This window comes from Streptomyces qinglanensis, assembly GCF_900111245.1.
GTDB classification, from domain to species: domain Bacteria; phylum Actinomycetota; class Actinomycetes; order Streptomycetales; family Streptomycetaceae; genus Streptomyces; species Streptomyces qinglanensis.
This window is the reverse complement of record NZ_FOGO01000009.1, coordinates 76,881-96,476: the sequence shown is the minus strand read 5'-3', so window position 1 is coordinate 96,476 and position 19,596 is coordinate 76,881. Positions and strand designations below refer to the sequence as shown.

The window sequence follows — 19,596 nt, the reverse complement described above, 5'->3', positions numbered from 1 at the left end:
CCGATAGGCTCGAGGGCATGAGCACCACCCCCGCTCCCCCGGACAGCGCTGTCCGGACCTTCATCCAGGACCAGCGTCCCGCCTTTCTCCGCGACCTGTGCGACTGGCTGCGCATCCCGTCCGTCTCCGCCGACCCGGAACGCGCCCCCGAGGTGGGGCGCAGCGCCGACTGGCTCGCCTCCGCACTGCGCGCCACCGGCTTCCCCGTCGTGGAGGTCTGGGAGACCGAGGGCGCCCCCGCCGTCTTCGCCGAGTGGCCCTCCGACGACCCCGCGGCACCCACCGTCCTGGTCTACGGCCACCACGACGTCCAGCCCGCGGCCCGTGCCGACGGCTGGCACAGCGAACCGTTCGAGCCCGAGGAGCGGGACGGCAGGCTGTACGCGCGGGGCGCCGCCGACGACAAGGGACAGGTCCTCTTCCACGCGCTGGGTCTGCGCGCGCACCTGGCCGCCACCGGACGGAGTGCCCCGGCCGTCGGCGTCAAACTGCTCGTCGAGGGCGAGGAGGAGTCCGGCTCGCCGCACTTCCCCGCGCTGCTGCGCACCCACGCGCCGCGGCTGGACTGCGACGCCGTGGTCGTCTCGGACACCGGCATGTGGGACGAGAACACCCCCACCGTCTGCACCGGGATGCGCGGGCTCACCGACTGCCAGATCGACCTGTACGGACCGGCCCAGGACGTGCACTCCGGCTCCTTCGGCGGAGCCGTGCCCAACCCGGCCACCGAGGCCGCCCGGCTCGCCGCGGCGCTGCACGACGAGGACCGCAGGGTCACCCTTCCCGGCTTCTACGACGGCGTGGTGGAGCTGACCGAGGAGGAACGCACCCTCTTCGCCGAGCTGCCCTTCGACGAGGACGCCTGGCTGCGCACGGCGCACTCCCGGGCCGCCCTCGGCGAAAGCGGCTACACCACACTGGAGCGGGTGTGGGCCCGCCCCACAGCCGAGGTGAACGGGATCGGCGGCGGCTACCAGGGCCCCGGCGGCAAGACGATCGTGCCGGCGACGGCCGGGCTGAAGCTGTCCTTCCGCACCGTCGCCGGCCAGGACGAGGAGAAGATCCAGCAGGCGCTCCGCGACTGGGTCGCCGGCCGGCTGCCCGCGGGGATCCGGCACGAGATCACCTTCTGGGGTGCCACCCGCCCCTGCCTCACCCCGCTCGACCACCCCGCACTGCGCTCCCTCACCCGGGCCATGGGACGCGCCTTCGGCACCCCGGTCCGCTTCACCCGGGAAGGCGGTTCCGGCCCCGCGGCCGACCTGCGGGACGCGCTCGGCGTACCGGTGCTCTTCCTCGGCATCTCGGTCCCCTCGGACGGCTGGCACGCGCCGAACGAGAAGATCGAACTCGATCTGCTGTTCAAGGGCGCGGAGACCGCCGCATACCTCTGGGAGGACCTCGCGGCACACTGGAGCGAGGGCTGACCCGGACGGCACCCCGCCCGACCCATCACGAACGCTCGCCAACCGCCCCCCGACCCGGCTGCCGGGCGGGGAGCCCCGACCCAGGGGGAGTAGGAAGCAGAAGTGACCATCCCGACCTCGACAGACCCCAGCGCCGACCGGACCGCCGAACCCGGCGGCGGAGCCGGCCGGCCCGGACCCTCCGGCGACCCGGCCATCAGCCTCACCAGCACCGGAGGCATCGACCGGGCCTCCCACCACCGGCTGGACGAGGCATGGCTGGCGGCGGCCTGGAGCCATCCCAGTACCCGGGTCTTCGTGGTCTCCGGCGGACAGGCCATGATCGAGGACCAGGAGGACGGCACGACGGAACTCGTCACGATGCCGTCCTTCGACGCCCCCTTCACCGAGGCCCACCGCTACTTCCTGGGCACCGACGAGGACGGTGTGCGGTACTTCGCGCTCCAGAAGGACTCGCTGCCGGGCCGGATGGACGACATCGCCCGCCCGGCCGGACTGCGCGAGGCGGGTGTGCTGCTCTCGGACCGCGACAGCGAACTGCTGGTCCACGCCGTCGGGCTGGAGAACTGGCAGCGCACCCACCGCTTCTGCTCCCGCTGCGGTGAGCGCACCGTCATCGCGGCGGCCGGGCACATCCGCCGCTGCCCGGCCTGCGGGGCCGAACACTACCCGCGCACCGACCCCGCCGTGATCATGCTGGTCACCGACGACCAGGACCGCGCGCTGCTCGGCCGCCAGGTGCACTGGCCGGAGGGCAGGTTCTCGACGCTGGCGGGCTTCGTGGAGCCGGGCGAATCCCTGGAAGCCGCGGTGCGCCGCGAGGTCGCCGAGGAAGCCGGGGTGGCCGTCGGATCCGTCAGCTACGTGGCGAGCCAGCCCTGGCCGTTCCCCTCCAGCCTGATGCTGGGCTTCATGGCGCGCGCCACCTCGTCCCGGATCCAGGTGGACGAGGACGAGATCGAGGAGGCCCGCTGGTTCTCCCGCGAGGACCTGCGGGCGGCGATCGACTCCGGCGAGGTGCTCACCCCCTCGGGCATCTCGATCGCGGCCCGGCTGGTCGAGCTCTGGTACGGGCAGCCGCTGCCGCAGCCCCGGCACCACGACTGAGGCGGCGGCGGGCCGGCCCGATACGCCGAGCCGGCCGCGCCGCCCGCCGCGATCAGCCGCCGACCCGCTCCTTGACCTGGGCCAGCGAGGGATTGGTCAGCGTCGAGCCGTCGGGGAACAGGACGGTGGGCACCGTCTGGTTGCCGCCGTTCGCCTTCTCGACGAAGGTCGCCGACTCGGGGTCCTGCTCGATGTTGATCTCGGTGTACGCGATGCCCGCGCGTTCCATCTGGCCCTTCAGCCGGCGGCAGTAGCCGCACCAGGTGGTGCTGTACATCGTCACATTGCCCGCCATCTTCTCCAGTGCTCCTTCGTCTCGTCCGGGTGCGCTGTCTGAACGTGCGGCGGCCTCGGGACATTCCCCCGGGGCACCCCCGGGGGAATGTCCCGGGGCACCCTGCCCGGGGCGCACGCACCTGAACGGGAGCGATTCATAGGACCGCAGAGTCCGGCTGTGGACAGCCGTGCCGCCCCTCCCGGCCGGGCTGGCAGCATGGCGGGGTGACAGCAGCAACGGACTCCACTCTCTTCCCGCGGGTTCCCGACTCTCCCGACGCGGTGCTCGAGGGCCTCGACCCCGAGCAGCGCGCGGTGGCGACGGCGCTGCACGGTCCGGTGTGCGTGCTGGCCGGTGCGGGCACCGGCAAGACGAGAGCGATCACCCACCGCATCGCCTACGGCGTCCGCGCCGGCATCCTGCCCCCGGGCGGTGTGCTCGCCGTCACCTTCACCCAGCGCGCCGCCGGGGAGATGCGCGGCAGGCTGCGCGAGCTCGGCGTCCAGGGCGTCCAGGCGCGCACGTTCCACTCGGCCGCGCTGCGCCAGCTCCAGTACTTCTGGCCGCGTGCCGTCGGCGGCGAACTGCCGCCGCTGGTCGAGCGCAAGGCGCAGCTCGTCGGGGAGGCCGCGGCCCGGTGCCGGATCCGGCTGGACCGTACCGAGCTGCGGGACGTCACCGGCGAGATCGAGTGGGCCAAGGTGACCCAGACCGTCCCCGAGGACTATCCGGCCGCCGCCGCGGCAGCGGGCCGTGCGGCCCCCCGGGACAGTGCCGAGACGGGTCGCGTCTACGCCCTCTACGAGCAGCTCAAGCGGGAGCGCTCGGTGATCGACTTCGAGGATGTGCTGCTGCTCACCGTCGGCATCCTCCAGGACCGCCCGGACATCGCCGAGACGGTCCGCGGCCAGTACCAGCACTTCACGGTGGACGAGTACCAGGACGTGAGCCCGCTGCAGCAGCGGCTGCTGGAACTGTGGGTGGGGGAGCGGGGCGGTCTGTGCGTGGTCGGCGACGCCAGCCAGACCATCTACTCCTTCACCGGTGCCACCCCCGACCACCTCCTCGACTTCCGCTCCCGCCACCCGGAGGCGACGGTCGTCAAGCTGGTCCGCGACTACCGCTCCACCCCGCAGGTGGTGCACTTCGCCAACGGGCTGCTCGCGCAGGCCGTCGGCCGGGCCGCCGAACACCGGCTGGAGCTGGTCTCCCAGCGCGAGCCGGGCCCCGAGCCGGTCTGCGCCGAGTACGCCGACGAACCCGGCGAGGCCGAGGGGGTGGCCCGGCGGGTCCGGGACCTCATCGCCTCGGGGGTCCCCGCCAGCCAGATCGCCGTCCTCTACCGGATCAACGCCCAGTCCGAGGTCTACGAGCAGGCGCTGGCGGATCTCGGGGTCCCCTGCCGGTTGCGCGGTGCCGAGCGGTTCTTCGAACGCCCCGAGGTGCGGGAGGCGTTCGTGGCACTGCGCGGAGCGGCCCGCGCGGGCGGTAACGACGCGCTGCTGGACGACGCGGTCGACCTGCCCTCGCAGGTGCGTGCCGTGCTCGGCACCAAGGGCTGGAGCCCGCATGCGCCGTCCGGGTCGGGGGCCGTCCGGGACCGGTGGGAGTCGCTGGCGGCCCTGGTGCGGCTGGCCGAGGACTTCGCCGGGGCCCGGTCCGGTGCGGGGCTCGGCGACCTGGTCGCGGAGCTGGACGAGCGGGCCCGGGCCCAGCACGCGCCGACCGTGGAGGGGGTCACGCTGGCCTCGCTGCACGCGGCCAAGGGCCTGGAGTGGGACGCCGTCTTCGTGGTGGGCCTCACCGACGGGATGCTGCCGATCACCCACGCCAAGACCGAGGAGCAGACGGAGGAGGAGCGCAGACTGCTCTATGTCGGCATCACCCGCGCCCGCCGGTTCCTGACTCTCTCCTGGTCGCTCGCCCGCTCACCGGGTGGCCGCCCCAGCCGGCAGCCCAGCCGCTTCCTCGCAGGGCTGCGTGCCGGCTCCGGCGTGAGCGCTGCCCGGACCGGTGCCGGGGCGGGCGGCAGCGTCAGCGGCGGCGGGGGTGCTCCTGTCCCGGCCGGGCGCCGGGAGCGGGTGCGTCGTGCGCCGGCGCGGTGCCGGGTGTGCGGCCGGTCGCTGACCCAGCCCGGTGAGGTGAAGCTGATGCGCTGCGAGGACTGCCCCTCCCAGCTGGACGAGGTGCTGCACGAGCGGCTGCACCAGTGGCGGGCCCGGCAGGCGGCGCTGCTGCGCCAGCCGGACTACTGCGTCTTCACCGACAAGACGCTCCTCGCCATCGCCGAGGCCGTTCCCGGTGACGCGGCGGAGCTCTCCCGCATCTCCGGGGTACGCCACCGTAAGCTCCAGCAGTTCGGCGCCGACGTGCTCGCTCTGTGCGCGGGCGAGGAGTTGCCCGCGGACCCGGACGAGGATCCCCGGCAGGGGTGACGACCCGCAGCGGGGCGGTGCCGGGCCCATGTCACAGAAGCTGTGACAGAAAGCCGTGAAAAATAGTTTGCGCGGGCCGTACGGAGCCTCATAGCCTTCCGGGCATGGAGAGGGCGGGCCTTTTCGCTCTTCCTCTTCCATGCTGTACTAAGTCCTGAACATCCACGGACCAGTCCCAGTGGCGGGTCCCCCGAGACGCCGAGAGGAGGCGAGACCAGTGACCACCATCATTTCGGAGATCAAAATGACCGATCACTCGGTCATTCGCGCCTGCCTGCTCGGCTCCAACCTCCACGGCACCGGTCTGTCCGGCGTCAATCCTGGCGGCAACGAGCGACCGAGCAAGGCACCCGAGGTAGCAGCACAGGCACAGGCAGCCGCCTTTGCCGGTGGCTCCGCGGCCAACGGTGCCGGCGAAGGACGCCAGAAGACGCAGCGCTACACCATGTGGGCCTTCCGTGGCCTCCGACCCTGGAGAGATCCAGCCTGATCGGCGAGATCAGGTCGGCACCTTCCAGGGCCGCGGAACCCACATCGGGATCCGCGGCCCTTCTGTTTGCCCCGGCCGGCCACCAGCCGGCCCGACACGACAACAGACATCCAACAGACAGGAAGAACCGCAGTGCACACCGAGACGCACCCTGACACGTTGCGCCCCGCGCCTTCTCTGCCGCCTGATCTCACCACGGAGGACTCCTTGACCGCCCCGCAGATCACCCTCACCGAGCTCGACGACGCCATCGAGCGGCTCGGCGTCGATGTTCCCTGCCGCTCCTACGACCCGGAGGTCTTCTTCGCCGAGTCCCCCGCGGACGTCGAGTACGCGAAGTCCCTCTGCCAGACCTGCCCGCTGCGTGCGGCCTGCCTCGCCGGGGCCAAGGACCGCCGCGAGCCGTGGGGCGTCTGGGGCGGCGAGCTGTTCGTCCAGGGCGTCGTGGTTCCGCGGAAGCGTCCGCGGGGCCGTCCGCGCAAGAACCCGGTGACGGCATGAACCCCCGTCGCCGCCATGGATCGCCCGTCCGCCGCAAGGCGGTCGCCGGAACGATCGACAACCCGTCGGCGCTGGATCCCCGTACGCGCCACCTCACGAAGCAGGACCCGACGATGACACCCGTCCACGAGACCACCGCACGTACCCGCTCCGACGCGACAGTCGTCCGCCAGAACAGGACCCGCGACATGCAACTCATGCCAGAAAGCCTGGCCAGAGCACAGATACAGCAACGAATGCACGAGGCCGAAGCAGAACGCAGGGCGCTGCGGCTGAGGACCGCGCGGCGCCTTCAGCGCCGCGCCGAGCGCGCGACGCTTCGCGCGCGGCGTGCCCTCGCGATGGCCGTGATGCAGTGATCCGGCCCGCATGACCTGAACACCGGAGAGCCGGGGCGAACGCCCCGGCTCTCCGCCGTCATCGCCCCTGCCGGGCCGGGTGCCGTGCCGCGGCCCGCACCCTGCTCACAGGGCGATCTCCGGCTCCTCTTCGGGCTCTGCCGTCTCCCCGTGCGGCGGCTCCTCGGACCACCCGGGCCGCGGCGCCTCCGCGGGGGCGAACCCCGGTACCCAGGTCTCCATGTCGTGCCGCATCCGCACCGTCGCGCCGAGCTGGCACAGGACGCCGATGGTGCTGAGCGTCACCCGGTGGATCAGCAGATAGGACGGCGGCAGGTTGAGCTGCCGCCCCAACTGGTGGGCCGCGGAGCGGGGATCGGCGATCCGGGCTGCCTGCCCGCGCATCCAGTCCCTGCTGAAGGCGAACTCCTCCACGCAGGCGGGCTCGACGATCGGCAGCAGATACTCCCGTACCGCCTCCGGCTCCAGCTCGATCTCCTTCTTGACGAAGCCCTCTTCGCGCAGCAGGGCGTAGGCCGTCTCCGCGTCCCCGTCGAGCATCATGCGCAGCACCTCGCCGATCGTCGGAGGCAGTCCCTCCGGCAGCCGGTCCACGGTGCCGAAGTCCAGCACCCCCAGACGCCAGTCCGCGGATGTTCCGGTGTCGCCGGGGACCAGCCGGAAGTTTCCCGGATGCGGATCCGCGTGCAGCAGCCCGGTGCGCACGGGGCCGGAGAAGAGGAACCGGCTCAGCAGCCGCCCCGCGCGGTCCCGTTCCTCCTGGCTGCCGTCGGCGATCACCTGGGAGAGCGGCACGCCCTCGAGCCACTCCGACACCAGCACTCGGTCGGCCTGGTGGACCACGTGCGGGACGACGACGTCCTCGTCCGCCTCGTACTCCTCCGCGTAGGTGCGCTGGGCCTCCGCCTCCAGGCCGTAGTCCAGCTCTTCCGCGACCCGCTCGCGCAGCTCCGCGATGAGCGGTTTGATGTCCATGCCCGGTATCAGCGGGCCCAGCAGCCGGGCGAACCTGCTCAGTTGGGTCAGGTCGGAGACCAGGGCCTCACCGGCGCCCGGGTACTGCACCTTGACCGCGACTTCCCGCCCGTCGTGCCAGACGGCGCGGTGCACCTGGCCTATGGAGGCCGCCGCGGCGGGCTTGTCGTCGAACTCGGCGAAGTGCTCGCGCCACTCCTGGCCCAACTCCTCCTCCAGTACCTTGTGCACGGTACCGGCGGGCATCGGCGGAGCGGCTTCCTGCAGCCGGGTCAGGGTGGCGCGGTAGGGGCCCGCCAGCTCGTCGGGGAGGGCGGACTCGAAGACCGAGAGGGCCTGCCCGAACTTCATGGCACCCCCCTTCAACTCGCCCAGCACCTTGAAGAGCTGCTCGGCGGTCCGCTGCTGCAGCTCCTGGCCGACCAGATCGGCGGAGAGGCCCCCGAGGCGCTTGCCGAGCCCCCACGCGGAGCGGCCCGCGAAGCCCAGCGGCAGGGCGGCCAGCTTGGCCGTCCGCGTCACCGCCTTGCGCGGAAGATCAGACATGCGTCCCTCCAACTCCCTGACAGCTCAACCGAGACAGCACCGAGGACGTCGGCCACCCGGTCATTGTCGCCTGCTTTCGGCCGTTCGCGGCTGTGCGGGGGGTGCACTCACCGAAGCGGCACCGCACGCACACTCCGGATGCGCCGCGAACCGCTCGGTGTCCGGCAGCAGGTGGGGCAGCGCGAACCGCAGCCGGTAGCCCACCGCGCAGGCTCCGTCCCCGTCCAGGTAGCTCAGGGCGTAGGAGGCGACCGCACCCGCCACCATGGTGGCCAGCGCCGTGTCGCAGGCGGGGACCCCCGTGCGCCGTCTGCTCGCCGTCCGCCACTGGCCCACCAGCATCGGCCAGCTCGGCTCCCGCTCCGCCCGGGTGCGTGCCAGGCACTCCGCGCACGGCGCGGAGCCGGGCAGCACCAGGGGACCCACCACTCCGGTGGCCTCGACCACGCCGCCGAACAAATGGGGTGTCCCCGCCTCCATGAACCGCTCGGTGGCCTCCGGGTCGGGGGCGTAGGCGTCCAGGCCGTCCCGCGGTGTCACCACCACCAGGCCGACCTCGGAACGGGCACCGCTCCGCCAGGAGCGGGAGCGGCGGACCACGCCCCGTGCCGCCACGTCGCGGCGGGTGCCCACCTGCTCCGGAGGCACCCCGCACGGCGCGGTGTCCCACTCCTCCACCACGCCCCCGTCCGCCACGTCCACCTGGCCCACCCCCGCGGCCGACAGGGCCGCGGCCACCGCGGTGCCCACCCGGCCCAGCCCGCGCACCTGGACGCGCGAAGCCCGCCGGGCGGCGAGTCTGCGCACCCCGCCGCCCGGTTCGCGGTGCACCACGGACAGCGACGCCAGATCCGGCCGCAGTCGGTCGCTGACGTGTGCCGCGGCGTCGCGGTCGGCCGTCGCGTCATCCAGCACCCCGGCTGCGCTGAGGCGCTCGGTGATCCTCGCCGGAGCCCGGGGCGCCAGGCCGAGCCGGTCTGCTTCCTGCTGGAGCCGCTCCATGCTGCGGGTCCCGTCCATCATCTCGATGAAGGCCGCCGCCGCGTCGCTCAATGGTCCCAGCAGCACCGCGTGCGCGGGTGCCACACCGCACTGCACGGTCTGCCTGTCTCGCCAGCCCCGCCGCAGCGCGGGCTTGATCATCGGATGCACGTTCCCCCCTGACGCGCCGGGACTCCACCCGGCTCGGCTGTCGATCACTGGGGACAGCATGCCGTCGGCCGCGGATTTCGCGGAGCGAGTTGTCCACAGGCGACGGCATCAGTCATACAAGCGTGAGCCGTTCGCCCTCGCCGTGCCCCGTCTCTTGTAGGTCCCTTGTAGGTCCCTTGCCGGTCTCTTGCCGGTCTCTTGTCGCCTTTCCCCCTCGAACGAGCCTGGAGGCGGGACTTCCGCCGACCGCAGCGGGTAACGTCATGGCGTGCCCGCCGACCCGCTGAACAGCACCAGCCGCCGCGCGGTCGAGGTGCGCCGCAGCACCCGCCGACGCCGCACCGTCTCCGCCTACCGCGAGGGTGACCGCACCGTCGTGCTGCTGCCGGCGCGCATGACGGCGGACGAGGAGGCGCGCTGGGTCGGCGTGATGCTCGACAAGCTCGCCGCCCAGGAGAGCAGGCGCATGCTCGACGACAGCGACCTCGCCCGCCGGGCGGCGGCCCTCTCCGAGCAGTATCTCGACGGGCATGCCCGGCCCGCCTCGGTGCGCTGGGTGACCAACCAGAACACCCGCTGGGGCTCCTGCACACCGGCTGAGGGCAGCATCCGGCTCTCCCACCGGCTGCAGGGCATGCCCGAGTACGTCATCGACTACGTGCTGCTGCACGAGCTGTCGCATCTGCTCGTGCCCGGCCACGGTCCGCGGTTCTGGCGACTGCTGGAGGCGTATCCGCGCACGGAGCGGGCGCGCGGCTACCTGGAGGGGGTGGCGGCAGCCGAGCGGCTGCCGCACCAGCCCGTCGCAGGGGAGGACCCCGCCCCCGTTCCCGAGGAGGGGCCCGACTCCGTCACGGGAGAGGGTCCCGGCCGGAGCTGACCGCGACGGCCGCGGCCGACAGCCGCGCGAGCCGCACCACGGACTCGTCCTCCACCCCCGCCACCTCGTCGAAGCCGAACCAGCGCAGGTCCAGGGACTCCTCGCTGATCGCCTCGACGGCGCCCTCGGGGGCGAGGGCCGCGTACTGCACGTCCAGATGCCAGGCGCAGGGCGTGCGGTGCTTGTCGAGCCGGAGCGGGCCGCCGGGCAGCAGGGAGAGCCCCGGAATGCCCGACTCCTCCGTGGCCTCCCGCAGCGCGGCACCGGCCAGGGTGGCGTCCTCCGGTTCGCAGTGGCCCCCCATCTGCAGCCATCTGCCCAGCTTGCGGTGGAGCGTCAGCAGCACCCGGTCCTTCCGCGGGTCGACGACCAGCGCGCTGGCGGTGATGTGCCCCGCGGAGCACGCCTTCCACATGCCGTCCGGCCGGTCGGCGAGGTGGCGCAGATACTCCCGGCGCAGCTCCTCCTGGGCGGGGTCGCCGTCCTTGCTGCGCCACCGGGTCAGGACACGCTCCGCATCCGCGCGGAGGCCGTCCGGTGACGCGCTCACCGCGTGCCTTCGCCCTCGCCGCCGTCGGTGTCCTCCGCGCCGCCGGACTGCTCCCCGGTGCGCTTCTCCTGCGACCGGCCGCCGCCGGAGGTCTCGTCCCCGGCTCCGTCCTCCCGGGTGCTGCCGGTGCCGCTGTCCGCGGCGGCCGCGTCGCCCAGCATCTTGTCCAGCTCGGAGAAGTCCGGCTGCTCGTGGTGGACGAAAGCGTCCGGGTCGTCCAGGTCGGCGGCCGTGGGCAGCATGTCCGGGTGCTCCCACACGGCGTCGCGGCCCTCGGCACCCCGTGCGTCGGCCAGCGAGGCCCACAGCCGGGAGGCGTCGCGCAGCCGCCGGGGGCGCAGCTCCAGGCCGATCAGCGTGGAGAAGGTCTGCTCCGCCGGGCCGCCGGAGGCGCGCCGCCTGCGCAGCGTCTCGCGCAGCGCGGAGGCGGACGGCAGGTGCGGTTCGGCCGCGGCGTGCACCACCGCGTCCACCCACCCCTCGACCAGCGCCAGCGCCGTCTCCAGCCGGGCGAGCGCCGCCTTCTGCTGCGGGGAGTCCTCCGGCTGGAACATGCCCTGCTGGAGCGCTTCCTGCAGTTCCTCGGGACGCTGTGGATCGATCTGCCCGACCACGTCCTCCAGCTTGGCGGTGTCCACCTTGATGCCCCGGGCGTAGCCCTCGACGGCGCCGAAGAGGTGCGACCGCAGCCAGGGCACGTGCGCGAACAGCCGCTGGTGCGCGGCCTCCCGGAGCGCCAGGTAGAGGCGGACCTCCTCCAGCGGGATGCCCAGCCCGCCCCCGAGGGCCTCGATGTTTACCGGCAGCAGTGCTGCCTTGTTGGCGGGGCCGAGCGGGAGTCCGATGTCCGTGGAGCCGACGACCTCGCCCGCCAGCACGCCGAGCGCCTGCCCGATCTGCGTGCCGAACATGGCGCCCCCCATGGAGCGCATCATGCCGAGCAGCGGGCCGGCCATCGCCTGCATCTCCTCGGGCAGCACATCGCCCATGGCGGCGCCGACGCGCTCGGCGACCGGGTCGACCAGGTCCTTCCAGACCGGCAGGGTGGCCTCGACCCACTCCGCGCGGCTCCAGGCCACCGCTGCGCCGGAGCCGGAGGGCAGCGAGGTCACTCCGTCCAGCCACAGGTCGGCCAGGCGCACGGCCTCTTCGACGGCAGCGCGGTCGTGCGGGCTGACGGAGGCGTCCTTGGAACCGTCCTGGGCCCCCGACGCGACCGTCTGCCGTGCGATGTCCTTGGCCATGTCCCAGTTCACCGGGCCGCCCTCGTAGGAGAGCATCTGGCCGAGCTTCTGGAAGGCGGCACCCAGGTCGCTGGGGTCGAGCTGGCCCTGTCCGCCGCCCAGCGAGCCGAACATCGCCGCCAGGGGGTTGTCCGCCCCTCCGGAGCCCGGGGCGCCGCCGAAACCGAACGGGTTCGGCTGGTCGCCGCCCGGCTTCTTCTTCTCGCCGTCGTTCCCGTCCTCGGGCTCCTCAGGAGGTACGCCGAATCCGAATGGGGTGTCACTCACGGGTTTCCTCGGCTCTGTCTCGTAGGACGGTCTGGTGGTTCGCGGACGGTCTGGATGTCCTGGGTGCGGTCGGGGTCTGCGTCGGTATGTCCTGGTGCGATGTGCGGGCTCTGCCTCCAGCCTAGACACGAGTCAGGCAGGATGGAGCCTGCGCACCCCGTACCAGAAACAACCACTGGAGACGCCCGGTGAGTTCCTCCGAGTCCCACGTTCGCGCAGCGCGAACCCCGACCGTCGCCGTCACCGGCGCCGCCGCGGGGGTCGGCGCGCTGCTCACCGAGCGGTTGGCGGCGTCCGAGGAGATCAAGCAGGTCATCGCCCTGGACGAGCGCAGAGGCGAGGTGACCGAGGCCCAGTGGCACACCATGGACGTGCGGGATCCGGCCATCGCCGACCGGCTGCGCGGCGACGGCGACCCGGTGGACGTGGTCGTCCACCTGGCGCTCGACCTGGATCTGGAGACCGACCCGGTGGCGCGCACCGCCTACAACGTGCGCGGCACCCAGACCGTGCTGACCGCGGCGGCGGCCGCGGGCGTCCGCCGGGTGGTGCTGTGCACCTCGGCGATGGTCTACGGAGCGCTCCAGGACAACGACGTGCCGCTCTCGGAGGACGCCGAGCTGCGGGCCACCGCGGACGCCACGGGGGTGGGCGACCTGCTGGAGCTCGAACGCCTGGCCCAGCGCGCCCCGCGGGCCCACCCGGGCCTCAATGTGACCGTCGTGCGTCCCACCGTGCTGGTCGGCGCGGGCACGGACACCACGCTCACCCGCCACTTCGAGGCGCCGCGGCTCCTGGTGGTCGCCGGATCGCGCCCCTGCTGGCAGTTCTGCCACGTCGACGACCTGGTCAGCGCGCTCGAGTACGCCGCGCTGGAGAAGGTCGAGGGCGAGATGGTGGTGGGCTGCGACGGCTGGCTGGAGCAGGAGGAGGTCGAGCAGCTCACCGGGATGCGGCGGATGGAGCTGCCCTCCAGCGTCGCGCTGGGCGCCGCCTCCCGGCTGCACCGGCTGGGACTGACCCCGTCGCCCGCCGCCGACCTCGCCTACACGATGCATCCCTGGGTGGTCAGCGGCAGCAGGCTGCACGACGCCGGCTGGCGCCCTGCCTGGACGAACGAGGAGGTGCTCGCCGCGCTGCTGGAGGACGTCTCCGGCAGGCACACCGTCGCGGGGCGGCGGCTGGGCCGGACGGAGGCGGCCACGGCGGCGGGCGCCGCGGGCGCGACGGTCGCGCTGCTGGGCACCGCCGCACTGGTGCGCAGGGCGCGCAAGCGGCGCGGGCTGTGACCGGGACCAGCGGGCTGTGACCGATGCCAGTGGGCAGTGAGCGCCACCGGCGGGCAGTGAACGGCACCTGCGGGCCGCCGCAGTCGGCGGTGCGGGGACGACACGGCGGGTGCGACAGGTGAGGTGTTCCGGATTCGGGGCAGGTAGGGCAGCATGACCGGCATGGCACAGACGTACGACGGCGATCACGGTTCCGGGCACCGGCGTGTGCACTCCGACCACCCCGGCGAGCTGGGGGCCGAGGACCCGATCCGGCTGCTGGAGATCCGCGACGCGCCGCTGTCCGTCGACGAGGTCTTCGCCGCGGTCGGTGACCACGCCGCGGGCGGTACGGCGCTCTTCGTCGGTACCGTCCGCGATCACGACGGCGGCGCCGGGGTCGCCCGTCTGGGCTACTCCTCGCACCCCACTGCCGAGGCCGAGCTGCGCCGGGTCGCCGAGAAGGTCGCCGCCGACCACCCGGTGCGCGCCCTCGCCGCGGTGCACCGCGTCGGGGACCTGGAGGTGGGTGACCTGGCCGTGGTCGTGGCCGTCTCCTGTCCGCACCGCGCGGAGGCGTTCGACGCCTGCCGCAAGCTCATCGACGACCTCAAGCACGAGGTCCCGATCTGGAAGCATCAGACGTTCACCGACGGCGCCGAGGAGTGGGTGGGCGTCCAGGGAGCCGCTCCCCGCCCCGACGTCACTCCCTGAACGGGGCGGGGCCGGCCGGTCCCGCCGCGCACGCGGGTGCAGCTCGTTCCGGTTGCGTAACCGGCCCCTCACCCCGACCGTTGAGACACCGACGGTTAATCTGCTCATCGGCCGGTCTGCCGGTCGCCGGGCCGTGTGCCCGGGAGGCACCTACGAGGGTCGGGAGGTTCCGGATGGCTGCTCTCGCCTGGTTGCTGATTCCGTTGGTCGCCGCTGTCGCCACGAGCATGTGGGGAAGCTGGGCCGGGCGGCGCCGGGTCAAGACGCCCGACGCCGCAGGGGTGGCCGGATACGAGCGCTTCCGTGTCGCCATGGAACGTTCCCGCGCCGACGACGCCCCCGACGGCCCCACTGCGCCGGCCGACGAGCCCGAAGCCCGCCGGGACCTCCGGTGGTGGAGGCGGAAGGGCGGTCTCGAACTCGCCTCCACCGGGGCGGCGGCCCGCACGACCCCGGACGGACCGGCCCGGGAAGCAGGTTGACAGACCCTTCCCGTACTGTCGTGCCATGCCTCGCCGCACCGCGACCCTGCTGACCTCTGCGCTGCTGCTCATAACGATGTTCTGCGTCGGAGCGCTCCTGAACGTGCCCTATGCCGAGATGTCACCGGGTCCGACGGTGAACACCCTGGGTTCGCACGACGGGGATCCGGTGCTCAACGTCAAGGACGAGCCGGGTCGCAAGGGGCGTCCCGAGGTGTACGACACCTCGGGCAACCTCAATATGACGACCGTCCGCGTCACCAGCTCCGAGTACAAGATGACCCTCTTCGGGGCGCTGTCCGGCTGGCTGCGCCATGACAGCCTGGTCGTCCCGCACCACACGCTCTATCCGGACGACAAGTCGGCCCAGGAGGTCGACGAGGAGAACGCCGAGGAATTCACCGCCTCCCAGGAGAGCGCCAAGGCCGCAGCGCTGAAGGAACTGGACCTCCCGGTCAGCACCCACATCCTGGTCGGCTCCGTGGAGAAGGGCGCCCCCGCGCACAAGCGGCTGCACGCGGGAGACGTCATCACGGCGGTGGACGGCACCCCGGTCGGCGGGGCGCAGAGCGTGGGCAAGCTGGTCACCAAGCACAAGCCCGGCGAGAGGGTCACCTTCACCGTGATCCCGTCGGCCCGGGTGAAGGCCGCCCAGAAGCGGGGCGAGAAGCCCCCCGCCGAGGACGCGAAGAAGGTCACCGTCGGCACGCGGAAGGCCGCGGACGACGGCCGCGCGGTCGTGGGCATCCAGCCCGCGGTGGGGCACACCTTCCCGTTCGAGATCGACATCAAGCTCGCCGACATCGGCGGCCCCAGCGCCGGACTGATGTTCGCGCTCGGCATCGTCGACAAGCTCACCCCCGCCGATCTGACCGGCGGGAAGTTCGTCGCCGGGACGGGCACCATCGACGACGACGGCAAGGTGGGCGAGATCGGCGGCATCCAGATGAAGACCGTCGGTGCCCGCAAGAAGGGCGCCGAGTACTTCCTCACCCCCGCGGGCAACTGTGCCTCCGCCGCCAAGGACAAGCCCGAGGGCCTCACCCTGGTGAAGACGGCCACCATCGACGACGCGCTCAGCGCGCTGAAGAAGATCCGCAGCGGCAGGACGGACGAGCTCTCCCGGTGCACGGCGCACTGAGCGCCACCCCGGACGCGAAGGCGCCCTGAGGCGTCTCCGCCTTCCCTCCCCGGCCCCGCCTTCCCGCCCCCCGCCGCGCGGCCCCGGCGGCCGCCCCGCAGGGCCGGGCGGCGGCGCGGTGCGGCGCCGCCCTCCGGCCCCGGCTACTCCGCGAAGGTCGCGGTCAGCGCCTCCGCGAGACCGGGCACCAGGTCGCCGCCGGTGAGCACCTCCGTGGCGGAGTCCTTCTCCCGCAGCCGCAGCGCCGACTCGCGCTCCCCGTCCCGCAGGACCGCCACCGTCATCCGCACCTCGCTGCGCTCGGGGTGCTCGGCGACCCAGCGGGCCAGCTCCTCCTCGCCGAGGTCCTGCGGCACCGCCGCCTCGGCCGACGGCGGCAGCATCAGCCGCTCCACGGTGACCGCGCAGCCGTCGACCGACGGGGGCCAGGCGATCGTCCCCAGGAACTCGTCCAGCGGCACGTCCGCGGAGATCTCGTCCTGTTCGACAGGGGTGAAGGAGGCCCCCCGGGCACTGTCGGGCTGCTGGTCCAGTCCCAGCTGCCCGGCCAGACCCGGCTCCTCGGCCCGCAGCCGCTCGGTGTTCACCAGCGCGAAGAGTCGTGCGGGCTGGTCCCAGCCCAGGCCGGAGGCGTATTCGTCGATCTCCAGTACCGCGCGGGTCAGGGGTCCGGAGGCGAGGGGCGTGCCCTCGGGAGAGAGGTTGTCCATCCCCATATCGTGCCGTCCCGGTGCCGGAAATCGTGACTCGGACCCCGGAACCGGGAACTGGGTAAAGCTTCGTTAAGTTGCCTAGGTGGGCCTACGATGCGGGCCCAGCATCATCGCTTCATCAACTGCGAATCTTTGAGGTGCGCACCTTGGCTTTCCAGATGCCGGACCGGGGCTCAGGGGGTCCCTCCGGGCCACGGATCAGAGTGGGCCGGCCTTCCCGGCGCGCCCGGACGCTGTTGATGACAGCGGGCGTGCTGGTGGTCCTGGCGATGCTCTTCGTCATGTTCTCCGGGTTCTGGACGGACTGGCTGTGGTATCGCTCGGTCGACTACAGCTCGGTCTTCACCAAGACTCTGTGGACCAAGATCGGCCTGTTCGCGGTCTTCGGGCTGCTGATGGCCGTGGCCGTCGGGTTCAACATCTGGCTGGCCCACCGGCTGCGCCCGCCGCTGAGCGCGATGTCGATGGAGCAGCAGAGCCTCGACCGCTACCGCATGGCGCTGGCGCCCTACAAGAAGTGGGTGCTGCTGGGGGCCACGGCCCTGATCGGGCTGATCTCCGGCGCCTCCGCGGCAGGCCAGTGGCGCACCTGGCTGATGTGGGTGAACGGCGTACCGTTCGGCTCCAAGGATCCGCAGTTCCACAAGGACATCTCGTTCTTCGCGTTCGACCTGCCCTTCTACCGGTTCCTGCTGGGCTTCGGCTTCGCTGCCGCGATCCTCTCGCTGCTGGCCGCCGCCCTGGTCCACTACCTCTACGGCGGGCTGCGGGTGACGACCCCGGGCGCGCGGGCGACGGCACAGGCGACCGGGCACCTGTCGGTGCTGCTGGGCGTCTTCGTCGCGCTGAAGGCGGTGGCCTACTGGCTGGACCGGTACGGCCTGGCGGTCAAGTCCGGCGACTTCAAGGCGACCGACAACTGGACGGGCCTCAAGTACGTCGACGCCAACGCCTATCTGCCGGCGAAGACGATCCTGTTCATCATCGCCATCATCTGCGCGCTGCTCTTCTTCGCCACGATCTGGCGCCGCACCTGGCAGCTCCCGGTGATCGGCTTCGGGCTGATGGTGCTCTCGGCCATCCTGATCGGCGGGCTCTACCCGGCGCTGGTGCAGAAGTTCCAGGTCTCGCCGAACGAGCAGGCCAAGGAGACGCCGTACATCAAGAAGAACATCGAGGCGACGCGCAAGGCGTACGACATCGACGACGCCGAGGAGCAGGACTACCGGGGCACCAGCAAGGCGAGCAACGAGAAGCTGCGCAACGCGGCCGACACCACCGCGAGCATGCGCCTGCTGGACCCGAACGTCGTCTCCCCGACCTTCCAGCAGAAGCAGCAGGTCCGCGGGTACTACCAGTTCCCGGCGACCCTGGACGTGGACCGCTACAAGAAGGACGGCAAGGAGCAGGACACCGTCGTCGGCCTCCGGGAGATCAACACCAACGGCATCCCGGAGAAGAACTGGATCAACGAGCACTTCAAGTACACCCACGGCTTCGGCATGGTCGCCGCCAAGGGCACCTCGGTGGACAAGGACGGTGCTCCGGACTTCACCGAGAAGGACCTGCCGCCGGAGGGCGACCTGGGCAAGTACCAGGGCCGGGTCTACTACGGGGAGAAGACGACGCAGTACTCCATCGTCGGCGGTCCGCAGAAGGAACTGGACTACGCGGACGACAACGGGGAGAAGACCTACACCTACAAGGCCGACAGCGGCGTCAACCTCTCCAACCCGCTCAACCGCGCGGCCTACGCGGTCAACTTCAACGAGCCGCAGATCCTCTACTCGGGAGCGATCGGCGAGGGCTCGCGGGTCCTGTACAAGCGCACCCCCAAGGAGCGCGTGGAGGCGGTCGCACCCTGGCTGACCATTGACGGCGACCCCTACCCCGCGGTGGTCGACGGGCGCATCAAGTGGATCGTCGACGCCTACACCACCTCCAACGGCTACCCCTACTCGTCGCGGACGACCCTGGGGGACACCACGGAGGACTCGCTGACCGACGGGCAGCGCGCGGTGGTGGCCCAGCAGAACCGGGTCAACTACATCCGCAACTCGGTCAAGGCGACGGTGGACGCCTACACGGGCAAGGTCGAGATGTACCAGTGGGACAAGAAGGACCCGGTGCTGAAGACCTGGATGAAGGCATTCCCCGACACGGTGAAGCCCAAGAGCGCCATCAGCGGTGACCTGATGGACCACCTGCGCTACCCGCAGGACCTGTTCAAGGTGCAGCGCGACCTGCTGCAGACCTACCACGTGACCTCGCCGTCGCAGTTCTACAGCGGCAGTGAGCGCTGGCAGGTCCCGGACGACCCCACGCACAAGGGCAACGCCGTCCCGCCGTACTACCTGAGCATGAAGATGCCCGGCCAGAAGGAACAGCAGTTCCAGCTCACGACGACGTTCAACCCGAACAAGCGCGAGACGCTGGGCGCGTTCATGGCCGTCGACGCGGACGCGAAGAGCGGCGACTACGGCAAGCTCAGGCTGCTGAGACTGCCGCCCAACACCACGGTCGCCGGTCCCTCGCAGGTGCAGAGCAAGTTCAACTCCGATCCGGTGATCGCGGACAAGATCAACATCCTGAAGAGGGGCGACTCCGAGGTCGAGTACGGCAATCTGCTGACTGTGCCCGTGGAAGGCGGCCTGCTCTACGTGGAGCCCGTCTACGTCCGCGGTGCCGGTACCAACTACCCGCGGATGCGCAAGGTCCTCGTCGCCTACAACGAGCGCATCGCCTTCGAGGACAGCCTGGAGCAGGCGCTGAACAAGGTCTTCGACACCGAGGGCCGGCAGCAGGACGGCGAGCGGACCGGCCCCGGCGACCAGGAGAAGGACAAGGGCAAGGACAAGGAGAAGAATCCGCCCAACGCCTCGGTCGCCGACGCGCTCAAGGACGCCCAGACCGCGTGGGACAAGAGCGAGGAAGCGCGCGAGAAGGGCGACTGGGAGGAGTACGGCAAGCAGCAGAAGGCCCTGGCGGACGCGTTGGACGAGGCGGCCGAGGCCGAGAAGAAGGGCAGCGACGGGAGCGGATCCGGCAGCAGCGGGTAGCGGGTGAGA

Annotated in this window: 18 protein-coding genes; 12 read left to right on the top strand and 6 right to left on the bottom strand. The window is 71.8% G+C overall.

Going from position 1 to position 19,596, the window contains the following annotated elements; all coding sequences use genetic code 11:
* Positions 1 to 17 precede the first annotated feature (17 nt).
* Positions 18 to 1,427 carry a M20/M25/M40 family metallo-hydrolase gene (locus BMX65_RS19740; RefSeq protein ID WP_075001668.1) on the top strand — a complete coding sequence of 470 codons (1,410 nt, stop codon included), beginning with the start codon at positions 18 to 20 and terminating at the stop codon, positions 1,425 to 1,427.
* Positions 1,428 to 1,622: 195 nt separating this feature from the next.
* Complete coding sequence (gene nudC, locus BMX65_RS19735) at positions 1,623 to 2,534, top strand: NAD(+) diphosphatase (protein ID WP_075001828.1); 912 nt, start codon at positions 1,623 to 1,625, stop codon at positions 2,532 to 2,534.
* 52 nt (positions 2,535 to 2,586) lie between these two features.
* Here the strand turns inward: nudC and BMX65_RS19730 are convergent, their stop codons facing one another.
* The gene (locus BMX65_RS19730) at positions 2,587 to 2,829 is read right to left on the bottom strand and encodes a mycoredoxin (protein WP_075001667.1); all 243 of its coding nucleotides are present in this window, start codon (positions 2,827 to 2,829) and stop codon (positions 2,587 to 2,589) included.
* Between the two features lie 206 nt (positions 2,830 to 3,035).
* Here BMX65_RS19730 and BMX65_RS19725 point away from each other — a divergent pair, with 206 nt between their 5' ends.
* From BMX65_RS19725 to BMX65_RS19710, 4 genes are all read left to right on the top strand, one after another.
* Positions 3,036 to 5,246 carry a UvrD-helicase domain-containing protein gene (locus BMX65_RS19725; protein WP_177214302.1) on the top strand — a complete coding sequence of 737 codons (2,211 nt, stop codon included), beginning with the start codon at positions 3,036 to 3,038 and terminating at the stop codon, positions 5,244 to 5,246.
* Positions 5,247 to 5,463: 217 nt separating this feature from the next.
* Positions 5,464 to 5,736 (top strand): hypothetical protein, encoded by a 273-nt coding sequence (locus tag BMX65_RS19720; protein ID WP_107437531.1) that lies wholly within the window; start codon positions 5,464 to 5,466, stop codon positions 5,734 to 5,736.
* A gap of 159 nt (positions 5,737 to 5,895) precedes the next feature.
* On the top strand, positions 5,896 to 6,237 hold the full coding sequence (locus BMX65_RS19715) for a WhiB family transcriptional regulator (protein ID WP_398762664.1): 342 nt from the start codon (positions 5,896 to 5,898) through the stop codon (positions 6,235 to 6,237).
* The gene (locus tag BMX65_RS19710) at positions 6,234 to 6,596 is read left to right on the top strand and encodes a hypothetical protein (protein WP_239502133.1); all 363 of its coding nucleotides are present in this window, start codon (positions 6,234 to 6,236) and stop codon (positions 6,594 to 6,596) included. The genes BMX65_RS19715 and BMX65_RS19710 overlap by 4 nt, the downstream gene beginning before the upstream one ends.
* Before the next feature lie 105 nt (positions 6,597 to 6,701).
* Here BMX65_RS19710 and BMX65_RS19705 read toward each other — a convergent pair whose 3' ends face one another.
* Both BMX65_RS19705 and BMX65_RS19700 read right to left on the bottom strand, forming a co-directional pair.
* A complete protein-coding gene (locus tag BMX65_RS19705; protein WP_075001663.1) occupies positions 6,702 to 8,117 on the bottom strand; it encodes an ABC1 kinase family protein in 1,416 nt (471 codons plus the stop codon).
* 60 nt (positions 8,118 to 8,177) lie between these two features.
* Entirely contained in the window at positions 8,178 to 9,260 is a 1,083-nt protein-coding gene (locus BMX65_RS19700) for a ThiF family adenylyltransferase (protein ID WP_075001662.1), read from the bottom strand.
* A 277-nt stretch (positions 9,261 to 9,537) separates the two neighbouring features.
* Between BMX65_RS19700 and BMX65_RS19695 the strand changes: the two genes are divergently transcribed.
* A complete protein-coding gene (locus BMX65_RS19695) occupies positions 9,538 to 10,149 on the top strand; it encodes a M48 metallopeptidase family protein (RefSeq protein WP_075001661.1) in 612 nt (203 codons plus the stop codon).
* Here BMX65_RS19695 and BMX65_RS19690 read toward each other — a convergent pair.
* Both BMX65_RS19690 and BMX65_RS19685 read right to left on the bottom strand, forming a co-directional pair.
* Positions 10,121 to 10,699 carry an NUDIX hydrolase gene (locus tag BMX65_RS19690; protein WP_075001660.1) on the bottom strand — a complete coding sequence of 193 codons (579 nt, stop codon included), beginning with the start codon at positions 10,697 to 10,699 and terminating at the stop codon, positions 10,121 to 10,123. The two genes, BMX65_RS19695 and BMX65_RS19690, sit on opposite strands and share 29 nt — an antisense overlap.
* Positions 10,696 to 12,210: a zinc-dependent metalloprotease gene (locus tag BMX65_RS19685; RefSeq protein WP_075001659.1), complete on the bottom strand. Its 1,515-nt coding sequence runs from the start codon at positions 12,208 to 12,210 to the stop codon at positions 10,696 to 10,698. The genes BMX65_RS19690 and BMX65_RS19685 overlap by 4 nt, the downstream gene beginning before the upstream one ends.
* Positions 12,211 to 12,398: 188 nt before the next feature.
* Here BMX65_RS19685 and BMX65_RS19680 point away from each other — a divergent pair, with 188 nt between their 5' ends.
* From BMX65_RS19680 to BMX65_RS19665, 4 genes are all read left to right on the top strand, one after another.
* The gene (locus tag BMX65_RS19680) at positions 12,399 to 13,499 is read left to right on the top strand and encodes an SDR family oxidoreductase (RefSeq protein WP_075001658.1); all 1,101 of its coding nucleotides are present in this window, start codon (positions 12,399 to 12,401) and stop codon (positions 13,497 to 13,499) included.
* 162 nt (positions 13,500 to 13,661) lie between these two features.
* Positions 13,662 to 14,192, top strand: coding sequence for a molybdenum cofactor biosynthesis protein MoaE (locus BMX65_RS19675; RefSeq protein WP_075001826.1), 531 nt, complete (start codon positions 13,662 to 13,664; stop codon positions 14,190 to 14,192).
* Between the two features lie 173 nt (positions 14,193 to 14,365).
* A complete protein-coding gene (locus BMX65_RS19670; RefSeq protein WP_075001657.1) occupies positions 14,366 to 14,674 on the top strand; it encodes a hypothetical protein in 309 nt (102 codons plus the stop codon).
* A gap of 25 nt (positions 14,675 to 14,699) precedes the next feature.
* The gene (locus BMX65_RS19665; RefSeq protein ID WP_075001656.1) at positions 14,700 to 15,815 is read left to right on the top strand and encodes a YlbL family protein; all 1,116 of its coding nucleotides are present in this window, start codon (positions 14,700 to 14,702) and stop codon (positions 15,813 to 15,815) included.
* Positions 15,816 to 15,958: 143 nt separating this feature from the next.
* Here BMX65_RS19665 and BMX65_RS19660 read toward each other — a convergent pair whose 3' ends face one another.
* Positions 15,959 to 16,525, bottom strand: a complete 567-nt coding sequence (locus tag BMX65_RS19660; RefSeq protein WP_079171999.1) for a PPA1309 family protein — start codon at positions 16,523 to 16,525, stop codon at positions 15,959 to 15,961.
* Positions 16,526 to 16,665: 140 nt separating this feature from the next.
* On the opposite strand from BMX65_RS19660, the gene BMX65_RS19655 reads away from it, so the two are divergent.
* Positions 16,666 to 19,587 (top strand): UPF0182 family membrane protein, encoded by a 2,922-nt coding sequence (locus BMX65_RS19655; protein WP_075001654.1) that lies wholly within the window; start codon positions 16,666 to 16,668, stop codon positions 19,585 to 19,587.
* The last annotated feature ends 9 nt before the right edge of the window (positions 19,588 to 19,596 follow it).

Excerpts from the sequence above, each read along its gene's own strand:
- BMX65_RS19740 (WP_075001668.1), top strand. The coding sequence starts at position 18 with ATGAGCACCACCCCCGCTCCCCCGGACAGCGCTGTCCGGACCTTCATC.
- BMX65_RS19730 (WP_075001667.1), bottom strand. The coding sequence starts at position 2,829 with ATGGCGGGCAATGTGACGATGTACAGCACCACCTGGTGCGGCTACTGC.
- BMX65_RS19710 (WP_239502133.1), top strand. The coding sequence starts at position 6,234 with ATGAACCCCCGTCGCCGCCATGGATCGCCCGTCCGCCGCAAGGCGGTC.
- BMX65_RS19705 (WP_075001663.1), bottom strand. The coding sequence starts at position 8,117 with ATGTCTGATCTTCCGCGCAAGGCGGTGACGCGGACGGCCAAGCTGGCC.
- BMX65_RS19700 (WP_075001662.1), bottom strand. The coding sequence starts at position 9,260 with ATGATCAAGCCCGCGCTGCGGCGGGGCTGGCGAGACAGGCAGACCGTG.
- BMX65_RS19675 (WP_075001826.1), top strand. The coding sequence starts at position 13,662 with ATGGCACAGACGTACGACGGCGATCACGGTTCCGGGCACCGGCGTGTG.
- BMX65_RS19670 (WP_075001657.1), top strand. The coding sequence starts at position 14,366 with ATGGCTGCTCTCGCCTGGTTGCTGATTCCGTTGGTCGCCGCTGTCGCC.
- BMX65_RS19665 (WP_075001656.1), top strand. The coding sequence starts at position 14,700 with ATGCCTCGCCGCACCGCGACCCTGCTGACCTCTGCGCTGCTGCTCATA.
- BMX65_RS19660 (WP_079171999.1), bottom strand. The coding sequence starts at position 16,525 with ATGGACAACCTCTCTCCCGAGGGCACGCCCCTCGCCTCCGGACCCCTG.